Source organism: Serratia sp. LS-1, assembly GCF_003719595.1.
Classification (GTDB): domain Bacteria; phylum Pseudomonadota; class Gammaproteobacteria; order Enterobacterales; family Enterobacteriaceae; genus Serratia; species Serratia ureilytica.
The window spans coordinates 252,531-267,303 of sequence record NZ_CP033504.1; the positions used below are offsets into that span (position 1 = coordinate 252,531).

Annotated in this window: 16 protein-coding genes; 13 read left to right on the forward strand and 3 right to left on the reverse strand. The window is 62.1% G+C overall.

Features of this window, described 5'->3' with window-relative positions; translation table 11 throughout:
- Positions 1–35: 35 nt before the first annotated feature.
- Both EDY99_RS01185 and hpxK read left to right on the forward strand, forming a co-directional pair.
- Complete coding sequence (locus EDY99_RS01185; protein WP_033641955.1) at positions 36–1,280, forward strand: alanine--glyoxylate aminotransferase family protein; 1,245 nt, start codon at positions 36–38, stop codon at positions 1,278–1,280.
- Positions 1,277–2,521: an allantoate amidohydrolase gene (gene hpxK / locus EDY99_RS01190; RefSeq protein ID WP_123061401.1), complete on the forward strand. Its 1,245-nt coding sequence runs from the start codon at positions 1,277–1,279 to the stop codon at positions 2,519–2,521. Before EDY99_RS01185 ends, hpxK begins: the two co-directional genes overlap by 4 nt.
- Here the strand turns inward: hpxK and EDY99_RS01195 are convergent, their stop codons facing one another.
- A complete protein-coding gene (locus EDY99_RS01195; RefSeq protein ID WP_033641957.1) occupies positions 2,522–3,295 on the reverse strand; it encodes an amidohydrolase in 774 nt (257 codons plus the stop codon).
- Positions 3,283–4,443 (reverse strand): pyridoxal phosphate-dependent aminotransferase, encoded by a 1,161-nt coding sequence (locus EDY99_RS01200; RefSeq protein ID WP_033641958.1) that lies wholly within the window; start codon positions 4,441–4,443, stop codon positions 3,283–3,285. Before EDY99_RS01200 ends, EDY99_RS01195 begins: the two co-directional genes overlap by 13 nt.
- Before the next feature lie 164 nt (positions 4,444–4,607).
- On the opposite strand from EDY99_RS01200, the gene EDY99_RS01205 reads away from it, so the two are divergent.
- Genes EDY99_RS01205 through EDY99_RS01215 form a run of 3 tightly spaced genes read left to right on the forward strand, consistent with a single transcriptional unit; the run spans position 4,608 to position 6,447 of the window.
- A complete protein-coding gene (locus EDY99_RS01205) occupies positions 4,608–5,222 on the forward strand; it encodes a methylthioribulose 1-phosphate dehydratase (protein ID WP_122016495.1) in 615 nt (204 codons plus the stop codon).
- A complete protein-coding gene (gene mtnC, locus EDY99_RS01210) occupies positions 5,219–5,908 on the forward strand; it encodes an acireductone synthase (protein ID WP_046688277.1) in 690 nt (229 codons plus the stop codon). Before EDY99_RS01205 ends, mtnC begins: the two co-directional genes overlap by 4 nt.
- Positions 5,905–6,447, forward strand: coding sequence for an acireductone dioxygenase (locus EDY99_RS01215; protein ID WP_033641961.1), 543 nt, complete (start codon positions 5,905–5,907; stop codon positions 6,445–6,447). The genes mtnC and EDY99_RS01215 overlap by 4 nt, the downstream gene beginning before the upstream one ends.
- 17 nt (positions 6,448–6,464) lie before the next feature.
- On the opposite strand, the gene mtnA is transcribed toward EDY99_RS01215, so the two are convergent.
- Positions 6,465–7,493, reverse strand: a complete 1,029-nt coding sequence (gene mtnA, locus EDY99_RS01220) for an S-methyl-5-thioribose-1-phosphate isomerase (protein ID WP_033641962.1) — start codon at positions 7,491–7,493, stop codon at positions 6,465–6,467.
- A 146-nt stretch (positions 7,494–7,639) separates the two neighbouring features.
- Here mtnA and mtnK point away from each other — a divergent pair, with 146 nt between their 5' ends.
- The 8 genes from mtnK (at position 7,640) to EDY99_RS01260 (ending at position 14,764) form a co-directional block, all read left to right on the forward strand.
- Positions 7,640–8,839 (forward strand): S-methyl-5-thioribose kinase, encoded by a 1,200-nt coding sequence (mtnK, locus tag EDY99_RS01225; RefSeq protein WP_069099965.1) that lies wholly within the window; start codon positions 7,640–7,642, stop codon positions 8,837–8,839.
- A 510-nt stretch (positions 8,840–9,349) separates the two neighbouring features.
- Positions 9,350–9,652 (forward strand): urease subunit gamma, encoded by a 303-nt coding sequence (locus EDY99_RS01230; RefSeq protein ID WP_025160087.1) that lies wholly within the window; start codon positions 9,350–9,352, stop codon positions 9,650–9,652.
- A 55-nt stretch (positions 9,653–9,707) separates the two neighbouring features.
- Complete coding sequence (locus EDY99_RS01235) at positions 9,708–10,154, forward strand: urease subunit beta (protein ID WP_033641965.1); 447 nt, start codon at positions 9,708–9,710, stop codon at positions 10,152–10,154.
- A 3-nt stretch (positions 10,155–10,157) separates the two neighbouring features.
- Positions 10,158–11,873 (forward strand): urease subunit alpha, encoded by a 1,716-nt coding sequence (locus EDY99_RS01240; protein ID WP_033641966.1) that lies wholly within the window; start codon positions 10,158–10,160, stop codon positions 11,871–11,873.
- Positions 11,874–11,885: 12 nt separating this feature from the next.
- Positions 11,886–12,482, forward strand: a complete 597-nt coding sequence (gene ureE / locus EDY99_RS01245; protein WP_047572557.1) for an urease accessory protein UreE — start codon at positions 11,886–11,888, stop codon at positions 12,480–12,482.
- Positions 12,479–13,165, forward strand: a complete 687-nt coding sequence (locus EDY99_RS01250) for an urease accessory protein UreF (protein WP_042783734.1) — start codon at positions 12,479–12,481, stop codon at positions 13,163–13,165. The genes ureE and EDY99_RS01250 overlap by 4 nt, the downstream gene beginning before the upstream one ends.
- Positions 13,166–13,184: 19 nt before the next feature.
- Positions 13,185–13,820: an urease accessory protein UreG gene (ureG, locus tag EDY99_RS01255; RefSeq protein ID WP_047572554.1), complete on the forward strand. Its 636-nt coding sequence runs from the start codon at positions 13,185–13,187 to the stop codon at positions 13,818–13,820.
- Positions 13,817–14,764 (forward strand): urease accessory protein UreD, encoded by a 948-nt coding sequence (locus EDY99_RS01260; RefSeq protein ID WP_047572551.1) that lies wholly within the window; start codon positions 13,817–13,819, stop codon positions 14,762–14,764. The genes ureG and EDY99_RS01260 overlap by 4 nt, the downstream gene beginning before the upstream one ends.
- Positions 14,765–14,773 lie beyond the last annotated feature (9 nt).

The window sequence follows — 14,773 nt, forward strand, 5'->3', positions numbered from 1 at the left end:
AAAATGACAAGTTATTAAGCTGGTAAGGAAATAACATGCTAACTACTCCGCAGTTCGAACAGATTAACCCGCCGGCGCGCCTGTTGATGGGGCCGGGGCCGATCAACGCCGATCCGCGCGTGCTGCGCGCCATGTCGAGCCAACTGATCGGCCAGTACGATCCGGCAATGACCGGTTACATGAATCAGGTCATGGCGCTGTATCGCGCGCTGTTCCGCACCGAAAACCGCTGGACGATGCTGGTGGACGGCACCTCACGCGCCGGCATCGAGGCGCTGTTGGTTTCCGCCATTCGTCCGGGCGATAAGGTGCTGGTGCCGGTATTCGGCCGCTTCGGACATCTGCTGTGCGAAATTGCCCGCCGTTGTCGCGCCGAGGTACACACGATCGACGCGCCGTGGGGCGAGGTGTTCAGCGCCGATCGCATCGAAGACGCGATTAAGCGGGTGCGCCCGCGCCTGCTGCTGACGGTGCAGGGCGACACGTCCACCACCATGCTGCAGCCGCTGCATGAGCTGGGCGATATCTGCCGCCGCCACGGCGTGCTGTTCTATACCGATGCGACGGCGTCCTTTGGCGGCAACCCGCTGGAGACCGACGCCTGGGGGCTGGATGCGGTCTCCGCCGGGCTGCAGAAGTGCCTGGGCGGCCCTTCCGGCAGTTCGCCGGTCACCCTCAGCCCGCAGTTTGAAGAGATCGTGCGCCGTCGCAAATGCGTGGAGGAGGGGATCCGCACCGCCGAACATGCCGACGGCGACGACGAGATGATCTACTCCAACTATTTCGACCTCGGCATGATCATGGATTATTGGGGGCCGGAACGCCTGAATCACCATACCGAAGCCACCAGCATGTTGTTCGCGGCACGAGAATGCGCGCGGGTGATCCTCGAGGAAGGGCTGGATCAGGCCATTGCCCGCCACCGGCTGCACGGCGCGGCGATGCTGGCGGGCATCCAAGGCATGGGGCTGGCGGTGTTCGGCGATCTCGAGCACCGCATGAATAACGTGCTCGGCGTGATGATCCCGCCGCAGGTGCACGGCGAGCAGGTGCGGCAGATGATGCTGAACGATTTCGCTATCGAAATCGGCACCTCGTTCGGCCCGCTGCAGGGCAAGATCTGGCGCATCGGCACCATGGGCTACAACGCGCGCAAAGATTGCGTGCTGCAAACGCTGGCGGCGCTGGAGGCGGTGTTGAACCGGTTGGGCTTCGCCACGCAACAGGGGGAGGCCCTCCAGGCGGCCTGGAACCTGTACGATGCAGGACGGCCAGAATGACGCCGCAGGAGGCGCAGCAGGCCGCCGCGCGGGTGATGGCGCGCTGTGACGAGCTGGCGGCGATCAGCGCGGAGCCCGGTAAACTGACGCGTCTTTATCTGTCTGCGGAACATCGGCGCGCCAACGTTCTGGTGGGCGAATGGATGCGCGAGAGCGGCATGCGGGTGTGGCAAGACAGCGTCGGCAATATCTGTGGCCGTTATGAAGGGCTAACGCCCGGCGCCCCCGCGCTGCTGCTGGGTTCGCATCTGGACACGGTGCGCAACGCCGGGCGTTATGACGGCATGCTCGGCGTGCTCACGGCGCTGGAAACGGTGGCGCAATACCACCGCCAGGGGCGTCGTTTGCCGCTGGCGCTGGAGGTGATCGGCTTTGCCGACGAAGAGGGCGCTCGCTTCGGCGTGACGTTGCTGGGCAGCCGCGGCTTGACCGGCCAATGGCCGCAGGAATGGCTGGCGCAGACTGACGCGGACGGGGTGAGCATCGCGCAGGCCATGCGCGACTTTGGGCTGGAGCCGACGGCGATCGCGCAGGCGCGCCGCGCGCCGCAGGAAATCCGCGCTTATCTGGAATTGCATATCGAACAGGGCCCATGTCTGGAGGCGGCCGACCTGGCGCTGGGGGTGGTGACGGCGATCAACGGCGCGCGTCGGCTTAACTGCGTCTTTAGCGGGGAGGCGGGCCATGCCGGTACGGTGCCGATGGGGCAGCGCAAAGACGCGCTGGCGGCCGCGGCGGAATGGATAACGGCGGTTGAAACGTTGACCCTCGCCGCCGATCCGCATCTGGTGGCCACCGTCGGCTGCATCGAGAGCCTGCCGGGCGCGGCCAACGTGATCCCGGGCGAAGTGCGATTGACGCTCGACGTGCGCGGCCCGCAGGATGCGCCGCTGGCGGCGCTGTTGGCGACGTTGCTGGCGCAGGCGCAGACGATCTGCGCACGCCGCGGAGCGCGCTTCGCCAGCGAGGAGTTTTACCGCATTGACGCCACCGCCTGCGATAGCGATCTGCAGCGCCGCTGGCAGGCGGCCGTCGAGCAGGTACAGGGGCAGAGTCTGGCGCTGCCGAGCGGCGCTGGTCATGACGCCATCGCCGTGGCGGCGCAATGGCCGGTCGGCATGCTGTTCGTGCGTTGCGCCGGCGGCGTCAGCCATCATCCGGCTGAAGCGGTGCGGCAGGCTGACGTAGCGCTGGCGATCCAGGCCTATTGCCTGGCGATCGCCGGCTGGGATCGCGTTTAATCAGTCAAGACGCAGAAAGCTGTCGGCATCGCGCCAGGCCGGAAAGGCGCTGCGGTAACTCTGCAGGGTTTCCAGCGACAGCTCGGCGTCCAGCCGCGCGGCTGCGCCGGGCTCGGCATCCGCCAGGATCTCGCCCTGCGGGCTGATGATCAGGCTGTCTCCGCTGTAGTTCAGGCCGTTCGGATCGTCGCCCACCCGGTTGCAGCCCGCCACATACACCTGATTTTCAATCGCCCGCGCCGCCAGCAGCGTTTGCCAATGGCGGCTGCGCGGCGCCGGCCAGTTGGCGACGTACAGCGCCAGATCGTAATCCTGCTGATAGCGCGCCCAGACCGGGAAACGCAGGTCGTAGCAGATCTGCGGCAGAATGCGCCAGCCGCGCCACTCGACGATTTCGCGCCGGTTGCCGGCCTGATAGTGCAGGTGTTCGCCGGCCATGCGGAACAGATGGCGTTTATCATAGGCATGCACCTGGCCGCCCGGCTCCACCAGCAGAAAGCGATTGACCGCGCCTTCGGCGGTTTTCAGCGCCACGCTGCCGCCGATCAACGCGTGGCTTTTCACCGCCCAACCGTGCAGCCAGTCGATCACCTGCTGTTCGGGCAGGGCGCTCTCGCCGGCATCCATGGCAAAACCGGTGGTGAACATTTCCGGCAAGACGATGAGATCGCGCCCGACGATCGGCGCCAGCAACGCGTCGAAGGCGGCCAGGTTAGCGAGGCCGTCGCGCCAGACCAGAGGTTGCTGCAACAGGGTAATTTTTAAAGTCGACATAACCGCTCCGCAGCTGCATCCAGCGTGGCGTCCTGTTTAGCGAAGCACAGCCGGATCAATTTATGGGGGAAAGGATCGGCACAGAAGACCGACAGCGGAATGGCCGCCACGCCCACGTGCTCGGTTAACCAATGGCAGAACGCCACATCGTCCAGATCGGAGATGGCGCTGTAGTCCGCCAGCAAGAAGTATGTACCGGCGCAGGGTAAAATTTCCAGTCGGCTGCTCGCCAGCGCTTGCACGAAGCGGTCGCGCTTGGCGCGGTAGAATGCCGGCAACTGTCGCCAGTGCTCCGGCTCGGCGCGCAGGCTATCCGCCAGCGCCAGCTGCGCCGGGGTGTTGACCGAGAAGGTCAGGTATTGATGCACCTTGCGCACCTCGGCGCTCAGCGCGGCGGGCGCCACGCAGTAACCCACTTTCCAGCCGGTCATGTGGAAGGTTTTACCGAAGGAGGACACCGCGATCGCCCGTTGGCGCAATTGTGGGTGGGCCAACACGCTGGCGTGCCCGCCTTTGGCGAAGCAGATGTGTTCGTAGACTTCGTCGCTGAGCACGTAGATCTCGCGCTCGGCGATGGCGTGCCACAGCTGCTGCATGTCTTCCGCCTGCCAGGCGGTGGCGGACGGGTTGTGCGGCGTATTGACGATCACCAGACGGGTGCGCGGCGACAGCGCGGCGGCGAACCGTTGCCAATCCACGGCAAATGCGGGCGGCTGCAGGGCGAGGCGTTTGAGTACGCCGCCGGCCAGCGTCACCGCCGGCGCGTAGCTGTCGTAGCTCGGATCGAAACAGACCACCTCATCGCCGGGGCGCACCAGCGCGGTGATGGCGGCGAACAGCGCTTCGGTGGCACCGGCGGTGACGGTCACTTCGCTGCCGGCATCCGGCTGCCAGCCATACAGCTCGGCGGTTTTGTCGGCGATGGCTTCGCGCAGCGCCGCCACGCCGGTCATTGGCGCATATTGGTTGGCGCCCTGGGCGACGTGCCAGGCCAGGCGTGCTTTCAGGTAGTCCGGCCCGTCAAAATCAGGGAAGCCCTGCGACAGGTTGATCGCCTGATGCTGCTGCGCCAGCGCGCTCATCTGGGTGAAGATGGTGGTGCCCAGGGCAGGCAGTTTACTGTCGGGAATCAATGCGGAAGTGCTCATAGCAGGTGAATACTCCAGGCGCTTATATTGCCGTCAATATAACACGATGCTAGTATTTGGCAATCAAGACGCTTAGATGGCTAAATGCGAAAAAGTGCTTAGCCTGTCGCGCAGCCGGCTAAGCCTCACCTGCTGACCGCTATACCGAACGGGAAACGATAACAATGACGGAGAATCCGCAACTTACCGCATTACTGGCGGCCTGCCACTGGATTGGCGACAAAGGCTGGTGTCCGGCGACCGGCGGCAACATGTCGCTGCGCCTCGACGAACGCCAGTGCCTGGTCACCGAGTCCGGCAAAGACAAAGGGAGTCTGAGCGCCGCCGATTTTCTGCGGGTGGATATCGCTGACAATCACGTGCCGAGCGGCCGTACGCCGTCGGCGGAAACCGGGCTGCATACGCTGCTCTATCGCTTGTACCCGCACCTTGGCGCGGTGTTGCATACCCATTCCGTCAACGCCACCGTGTTGTCGCGGGTGGAACGCGGCGATGCGTTGGTGCTGCAGGGGTACGAAATGCAAAAGTCGCTCGCCGGTCAGCGCAGCCACCTGGACAGCGTGGCGATCCCCATTTTCGATAACGATCAGGACATTCCCCGGCTGGCGTCGCGCGTCGCGGCCTATGCCGAGGTCACGCCGCTGCAGTACGGTTTTCTGGTGCGCGGCCACGGTCTCTATTGCTGGGGAGGTCAGGTGGCGGAAGCCCGCCGCCATCTCGAAGGGCTGGAATTCCTGTTCCAGTGTGAACTGCAACGTCGCTTGCTGGAGGCGAAATGATCCGCGCTATCGTGACCGATATTGAAGGCACCACCAGCGATATTCGCTTCGTGCATCAGGTGCTGTTTCCCTATGCCCGCGAGCGGCTGGCGGATTTTGTACGCCGTCACGCCACGGAGAGCGAAGTCGCCGCGCCGTTGGCGGCGCTGCGCGCTGAAATTGACCAGCCGCAGGCGGATCTCGATGCGCTGATCGCCGCGCTGTATCGCTTTATGGATGAAGATCGCAAATCCACCGCGCTCAAGGCGCTGCAGGGCATCATCTGGCGCAGCGGCTATCGCGAGGGCGACTTCCGCGGACATCTTTATCCGGAGGTCGCCGGGCAGTTGGCTGCCTGGCAGCGCCAGGGGCTGAAGCTTTACGTTTATTCCTCCGGTTCGGTGGAGGCGCAGAAGCTGCTGTTCGGCCACAGCGACGCCGGCGATCTGCAGCCGCTGTTCAGCGGCTATTTCGACACCCGCGTCGGCGCCAAGCGTGAAACCGCGTCGTACCGCAACATCGCGCAGGCTATCGGCATCGCGCCCGACGAACTGCTGTTCCTGTCCGATATTCACCAGGAGCTGGACGCCGCGCAGGCCGCCGGCTGGCATACCTGCCAGCTGATCCGCGATGAGGCGGACGCACAGAGCCGGCATCCGCAGGTCAGCCGTTTTGATCACATCGATTTAGGGGAGTTTGTCTCATGAGTGGATTGACCATTTTCAGTGATACAGCACCGCAGCAGCCGCTGTGGCAGAGCCGCGACGCGCAGGAAATCCAGCGCCAGCTGGCGCAGATCGGCGTGCGCTTTGAGCGTTGGCAGGCGGATCGCGAGTTGGGCGACAACCCGCAGCCGGAGGCGGTGATCGCCGCCTATCAGCATGAGATCGACCGGCTGGTGGCGGAAAAGGGCTACCAGAGTTGGGACGTGATCAGCATGCGGCCGGACCACGAGCAGCGTCAGGCGCTGCGCGAAAAATTCCTGTCCGAACACACGCACGGCGAGGATGAAGTGCGCTTTTTCGTTGAAGGGGCGGGGCTGTTTTGCCTGCATCTGGACGGCAAGATCTTCCAGATCCTGTGCGAAAAGAACGATCTGATCTCGGTGCCGGCCAACACTCGCCACTGGTTCGATATGGGCTCGGCGCCGCACTTTACCGCGATCCGGGTATTTGACAACCCGGAAGGCTGGGTGGCGCATTTCACCGGCGACACGATCGCCGATGCCTATCCGCGCCTGGACTGATCGTCAACCGGCGGGCGTTAACCCAGCGCCCGCTGGAAAATCCCCGCTTCAACCTGCTGCGGCGTGATCACGCCGCTGTCGAACACCCACCCGCTGATAAGCTTGGCCGGCGTGACGTCGAACGCCGGATTGCAGACCGGCGCATCGGCCGGCGCCCACTGGCAGGCGCCGAAGCTGCCTGAAACGCCGGTGACTTCGGCCGCCGCGCGTTGCTCGATCGGGATGGCGGCGCCGTCCGGACAGTGCGGATCGTGGGTGGTATGTGGGGCAGCCACGTAGAATGGAATGCCATGGTAGTGCGCCAGCACCGCCAGGCTGTAGGTGCCAATCTTGTTGGCGACGTCGCCGTTGGCGGCGATGCGATCCGCGCCGACCCACACCGCATCGACCTGGCCCTGCGCCATCAGGCTGGCGGCCATCGAATCGCAGATCAGGCGATAGGGAATGCCCAGCTCGCCCAGTTCCCAGGCGGTCAGACGGCCGCCCTGCAGCAACGGCCGGGTTTCATCAACCCATACCTGTTGCACTTTGCCCTGCTGGTGGGCGCGCAGCAGCACGCCGATGGCGGTGCCGACGCCGGCGGTGGCCAACCCGCCGGTATTGCAGTGGGTCAGCAGGCGGCTGCCTGGCTTGACCAGCCCAGCGCCGTGATCGGCGATGCGATCGCACAGCCGGCGATCTTCCTCCACCAGCCGCAGCGCTTCGTTCACCATCGCCGGCGCCCAGTCCGGCTCCGCCAGCGCCAGCTTCATGCGATCCAGATTGTTCATCAGGTTAACCGCCGTCGGGCGGGCGGCGCGCAGCGTGTGCAGCGCCTGTTCCAGCTCGGCGCGCGGCACACCGCGTTCCGCCAGCAGCGCCAACAGCAGGCTGGCGGACAGCCCGATCAGCGGCGCGCCGCGCACCCGCAGGCTGTGAATGTGCCCGACCAACTCCTCCACGCTGTCGCAGGTGCGCCACCGCTTTTCCTGCGGCAGGGCTTGCTGATCGAGGATCCAAAGGCGGTTGTCCCGCAGGGTCAAACTGGTGGTGTTAAGCGCTTGCATCGGCGGTTAATTCCTTGTTGCGAGGTTATTGCATCTGAAACGCTATTCTGCCAACATGACTTCCAGATGTATAGACGTCCAAATGCTTTTACGTCTAAATAAACAGAATCGCTGGGGGCAGCGAGAGAGAACAGAGGGGTTGGGGAATGTCGCTTTATCGTACGTTTACGGCTGCCGATGCCGTTGAATACGCCCGCCAATACGGGCAGGTGGCCGATCCGCAAGCGCTGGTGAGCGCCGACGAGATCGGCGACGGCAACCTGAACCTGGTGTTCAAGATCCGCGATCGCGAAGGCGTGAGCCGGGTGATCGTCAAACAGGCGTTGCCGTACGTGCGCTGCGTGGGCGAATCCTGGCCGCTGACGCTGGATCGGGCGCGCATCGAAGCGGAAACGCTGTTGATCCACGGCGGTTTCTGCCCGCGACATACGGTAAAAATCCTGCACCACGATCCCGAGTTGGCGGTGATGGTGCAAGAAGATCTCTCCGATCATCGCATCTGGCGCAGCGAACTGGTGCAGGGGAACTATCATCCGCTGGCGGCCGGTCAGCTGGCGGAATACCTGGCGCAGACGCTGTTCCACACCTCCGATTTTTATCAGTCGGCGCAGCAGAAAAAAGCGGAAGTCAGCCGCTTCACCAACCCCGAGCTGTGCCAGATCACCGAAGATCTGTTCTTTACCGATCCCTATATCGACCATGAGCGCAATCAGTTCGAGGCGGCGCTGTTGCCGCAGGTGCAGGCGCTGCGTGAGGATGCGCCGCTGAAGCTGGCGGTCGCCGGCCTGAAACACCGCTTTCTCAGCAAGGCGGAGGCGTTGTTGCACGGGGATATCCACAGCGGTTCAATTTTCGTGGCGGAAGGGCGACTGAAAGCGATCGACGCTGAATTCGGTTTCTACGGCCCGATCGGTTTTGATGTCGGCACTGCGTTAGGCAATCTGCTGCTCAACTATTGCGGCCAGCCTGGGCTGTTCGGGCCGCGCGACGCCGCCGCCGGGCGCGAGCAGCGTCTGCAGGATGTGCGCGAGCTGTGGCTGATCTTTGCCGATCGTTTCCTGGCGCTGTGCCATCAGCAAAGCCGTGATGCGGCGCTGGCGACGCCGGGTTACGCCGAGCAGTTCCTGCAGCAGGTCTGGATTGATGCGGTAGGGTACTGCGGCGCCGAGCTGATTCGGCGCACTATCGGCCTGGCGCACGTCGCCGATCTGGACAGCATCGCCGACGCCGACATGCGCCTCGACTGTCAGCGTCATGCGCTGGGTTTGGGGCGCACGCTGATCGTCAATGCGCCGCAGATCGAGCATATCGACGCGCTGTTGGCGCGCATTCGTCAGCAAGGCTGAAGAGCCCGACAGTAATGAGGCAAACCCGGCTGCGGCCGGTTTTTTTTTAATAACTTATTGGCATCAGTAACAGAATAGATAAATTGTTTTTAACTAAAAAGGTATTTTCACTCGCGTCTTATTTGTAAATTTAATTATATTTTCTGACCGTTGGTTACATGTCTTTAATATTAATGCCATCCATAAGGACAGTGCTTATTTATCTGGATTTCATGACGGTAATTAAAATAAAAAAACGCCATCCGTTCTTTTTTTGATCGTTTTATTGTGGGAGTGGGGAGATGAAAAAAGACTTTTTATCGATAAAAACTATCACGTCGCCGTTACTTTTTTAGGAAATGGGATAGCTCATGCTCGGGTTTGAATAAAGCAGCGGGTTGATTATCTCAATATTACCCCCTAGATTATTCGAGTATCGGACAACCGTAAATAAATAACGCAAGGTTATTAACTATAAGTAACCTTTGGCCTCACTTTGTCTGATTATTTCTATCGAGATCGGAGTGCTACATGCAATTAACGCCAAGAGAAATCGAAAAGCTGATGGTCTATACCCTGGCTGACGTCGCATTAAAACGAAAATCCAGAGGGATAAAGCTTAATTATCCCGAGGCGGTGGCCATTATTACCACCGCGGCGCTGGAGGGCGCCCGCGAGGGAAAAACGCTGGAAGAAGTCATGAACGACACGCGGCAGGTTTTGAGCCGCGATGACGTCATGGACGGCGTGGCGGACTTGATCCCGCATGTGCAGGTCGAGGCGATATTCAGCGACGGCAGCCGCCTGGTGACGGTGCACGATCCTATTCAATAAGCGCCGATGGCCTTCCTGAATCCCATGGACGAATCTTATCAGCACAGGTATTCCGATGAAAAAGCATGACAAAGAAAAGCACGTGCCGCCAGGCGGCTATATCCTGTCCGAAAGTCCCATCACCTTCAATGAAGATCGCGAGACGGTTATTTTAACGGTGCGCAATACCGGCGACAGGCCTATTCAGGTTGGCTCACACTTTCATTTCTTCGAAGCCAACAAAGCGCTGCAGTTCGATCGCGCCGCCGCCTTTGGCAAACGGTTAAATATCACCGCCACGACGGCGATCCGTTTTGAACCCGGCGATGAAATCGAGGTAGCGCTTATTGCCATCGGCGGCAAGCAAACGGTTTATGGTTTTAATAATCTGGTGGACGGTTGGGCGGGCGACAGCCCGGTAGCCGCCGGTGAAAGAGTAAAGAAAACTATAGATGTAAAGCGAGCTATTGAGCTGGGTTATAAAAACCGCGATCAGGCGCCCATCAAGACGGACGAGGAATAAAGCATGCCAACGATCTCCAGGCAGGAATATGCCGGGCTGTTCGGCCCGACCACCGGCGATAAAATTCGCTTGGGCGATACGCAACTGTTTATTGAAATAGAAAAAGATCTGCGCGGTTACGGTGAGGAATCGGTCTACGGCGGCGGTAAGTCGCTGCGCGACGGCATGGGCGCCGATAACCGATTAACCAGCGACAATGTGTTGGATCTGGTCATTACCAATGTGACCATTCTGGACGCCCGGCAAGGGGTGATCAAGGCGGACGTCGGCATTAAAAACGGCCTGATCGCCGGCATTGGCAAAAGCGGCAACCCGGCGATGATGAACGGCGTCACGCCCGGCATGGTGGTGGGGGTCAGCACCGACGCCATCTCGGGCGAACACCTGATCCTGACCGCCGCCGGCATCGATACGCACATTCATTTCATTTCGCCGCAGCAGGCCGCACATGCGCTCTCCAACGGCGTGACGACCTTCTTCGGCGGCGGCGTCGGGCCGACCGACGGTTCCAACGGCACCACGGTGACCGCCGGGCCCTGGCATATCCACCGCATGCTGCGCGCCTTTGAGAGCATGCCGGTCAACGTGGGGATGCTCGGCAAGGGGCACGCTTCGCACGCTGCGCCGCTGGTCGAACAGATCGCCGCCGGCGTGGCCGGGCTGAAGGTGCATGAGGACTGGGGCGCCACCAACTCCGCGCTGCGCCACGCGCTGCGGGTGGCCGACGACATGGATATTCAGGTGGCGGTGCATACCGACAGCCTGAATGAGGGCGGCTACGTCGAGGACACCATCGACGCCTTCGAAGGGCGCACTATCCACACCTTCCACACCGAAGGCGCCGGCGGCGGGCACTCGCCGGATATCATCAAGGTTGCCGCGCAGATGAACGTCTTGCCGAGCTCCACCAACCCCACGCTGCCGTTCGGCATCAACAGTCAGGCCGAACTGTTCGACATGATCATGGTGTGCCACAACCTCAACCCCAATGTGCCGGCCGACGTGGCGTTTTCCGAAAGCCGGGTGCGGCCGGAAACCATCGCCGCGGAAAACGTGCTGCACGACATGGGCGTGCTGTCGATGTTTTCCAGCGACTCCCAGGCGATGGGGCGGGTTGGCGAAAACTGGCTGCGGGTGATGCAGACGGCGCACGCGATGAAAGCCGCGCGCGGCAAGCTGCCGGAAGATGCGGCGGAACACGATAACTTCCGCGTGCTGCGCTACGTGGCGAAGATCACCATCAACCCGGCGATCGCGCAGGGCATCAGCCACGTGCTGGGTTCGGTCGAGGTCGGCAAGATGGCCGATCTGGTGTTGTGGGAGCCGCGCTTCTTCGGCGCCAAGCCGAAGCTGGTGATCAAGGGCGGGATGATTAACTGGGCGGTGATGGGCGATCCCAACGCGTCGTTGCCGACGCCGCAGCCCACGTTCTACCGACCGATGTTCGGCGCCATGGGCAAATCGCTGCAGGAAACCTGCGTCACCTTCGTCTCCGGCGCGGCATTGCACGACGGCATCAAAGAGAAACTGGGGCTGGAGCGGCAGGTGATGGCAGTGCATAACTGCCGCGCGATCTCCAAGCAGGACATGGTGCGCAATGCGGAAACGCCGCACATCGAGGTGGACCCCGAAACCTTCGCCGTCAAGGTCAACGGCGAACACGCCACGGTGAAGCCGATCGCCACCGCCGTGCTTAATCAACGCTACTTCTTCAGCTAGGAACCGCCGCTCATGATCGTGATTGAAAAGATACTCGGCAATATCAAACGGGATGCCGACTGGCGTGAGCGCTTGCAACATGCCTCGCTGGACGTGCTGGCGCTCTCGCAGTGGGAGGCGCAGAAAAGCCGCTGCCGCAAAACCACCCGCGACGGCCAGGACCTCGGTATTTCCCTCGATCGTCACCAGGTGCTGGCCGACGGCGACGTGTTGCTCTGGGACGAAGCGAACCGCAGCGCGGTGGTGGTGCAGATGAACCTGCGCGATGTGATGGTAATCCATCTTGAGTCGCTGCTGGCGACCGATATGGCGACGGTGCTGAAGACCGCGTTCGAACTGGGGCATGCCCTGGGCAATCAGCACTGGAAATCGGTCATCAAAGGGAATCGCATCTTTATTCCGCTGACGGTGGCGACCAAGGTGATGGATTCGGTGATGAAAACCCACGGCTTTCATGCGCTGCCTTATTCGTTCGTGAAGGGCGAAAGCATTTTGCCGCATCTGACCCAGCCCGAAGCGCGCCTGCTGTTCGGCGGCGCGGAGGATTCCGCGACCCATGTGCATGTTGACAGCCCATTCCTCGGTCAGCATGTGATCAAATTGAAATGAACGCTGTTCAGCTGATTCGCATCCTGCAGTTTGCCGACTCGGTGCTGCCGGTGGGGGCGTTTGCCTTTTCCAATGGCGTCGAGTCGGCGATCCAGGCCGGCATCGTGCGCGATGTCGACACGCTGAAATCGTTCACCCGCACCGCTTTACAACAGGCGGCGGGCGGCGACGGCCGGGCGGTCGCGGCGGCCTGCCGGGCGCTGCAGGGGGGCGATCGCGAGGCGGTTATCGGGCACGACTGGGCGCTGTTCAACCGCAAGCTGAATGAAGAAGGCCGCAGCATGGTGGTGAGGATGGGAAAGAAGCTGGCGGAAATGACGGCGGCCATCTGTGATGAGCCCCAGGTGGTCTGGTGGCTTGAGCAGATCAAAACCGGCCGCGCCGCCGGCACCTATCCGGTGACGCAGGCGGTAGTGATGACGGCGCTGGGCGCGGGGCCGCGCGAGGTGGCGGTGATGCATCAGTACGGCGTGGCGATGACCATTCTCAGCGCCGCCATGCGCCTGATGCGCGTCACCCATATCGACACCCAACGCATCCTGTTTCAACTCAACCGGGACATCGACGTTTTTTGTGACGAAGCCGAACGCGGCGGCGTTGAACAAATGGCCTCTTACGCGCCGGTGACCGACGTCCTGGCCGCGCTGCACGTCGGCGCATTTACCCGACTGTTCAGCAACTAATGATAAAGGAACGAGCAGAGTGAAGAAAATTACCCGCATTGGCATCGGCGGCCCGGTAGGCTCGGGCAAGACCGCGATTATCGAAGTCATTACGCCGCGTCTGATCGAACGGGGCATCAGCCCGTTAATCATCACCAACGACATCGTCACTACCGAAGACGCCAAACAGGTCAAGCGCACGCTCAAGGGGATCCTCGACGAGGAGAAAATTCTGGGCGTGGAAACCGGCGCCTGCCCGCATACCGCGGTGCGCGAGGATCCGAGCATGAATATCGCCGCGGTGGAGGAGATGGAGGCCCGTTTCCCGGACAGCGACGTGGTGATGATCGAGAGCGGCGGCGATAACCTGACGTTGACCTTCAGCCCGGCGCTGGCGGACTTTTACATCTACGTTATCGACGTCGCCGAAGGGGAAAAGATCCCGCGCAAAAACGGCCCGGGCCTGGTTCAGGCCGACATCCTGGTGATCAACAAAATCGATTTGGCGCCGTACGTCGACGCCAGCCTGGCGGTGATGGAACACGATACGCGCGTGGTGCGCGGCGAGCGGCCTTATATCCTCACCAACTGCAAAACCGGCGAAGGCATCGACGAACTGGTGGATATGATCATGCGTGATTTCCTGTTCACCCACGCGCCGTCGGCGGCGGTATGACGGCCGTCAGCGAAGCGGCGAGGCGCGTGGCGCAACTCGGCGCCGACGCGCCGGAGTTGGCCGCCTACCAGGACGAACCGCCGCAGATGGCCAGCGGCGGCGTGGGCAAAACCGGCTATCTGCGGCTGGGGTTCGCGCTGAACGGGCATCGCAGCGTGCTGCGGCAAATGGAGCGGCGCGTGCCGTTTCTGGTGCAGCGGGCGCTGTATTGGGACGAGGCGCTGCCGCAGATGCCGTGCGTATTCGTCATCTCCACCTCGGGCTGCATCTTGCAGGGCGATCGCCTGACGCTCGAGGTGCAGGTCGCCTCCCGGGCCTGCGGGCATGTCACCACTCAATCGGCGACCAAGATCCACGCCATGGAAAATAACTACGCGGCGCAGATGCAGACGCTGACGCTCGAAGAGGGCAGCTATCTGGAGATGATGCCCGATCCGGTGATCCCTCACTGCGGCTCGCGCTTCATTACCGATACCCGCATTACGCTGCACCCCACGGCGACGCTGCTCTATGGCGAGATCCTGATGTCGGGGCGCAAACACCATCAGGCGGATCGCGGTTTCAGATTCGACATTTACTCTTCGCGCATTAGCGCCTGTCGCCCCGCGGGCAACATGCTGTTTGTCGAGCGCTATGTGCTGGAACCGCATAAACACCCGTTGAACGGGGTCGGCGTGATGGGGCCGTTCGATGTGTTCGGCAATGTGATCCTGCTGACGCCGCCCGAGCATCATCAGCGGATCCTCGATCGCATCGCGCCCCGCTATGACGAGGCTGAGGGGATCGCCAGCGGCGTCAGCCGGTTGCCCAATGAGTGCGGGCTGATCTTTAAGGCTTTGGGCAAAGAGGCGCGCCAGGTGAAGGCGGCGATTCGCGCTTTCTGGCGCGTCGCCCGGGAGGAAATCCTGGGCGTGACGCTGCCCGAGCCTTTTATCTGGCGCTAGTCTGCAGCG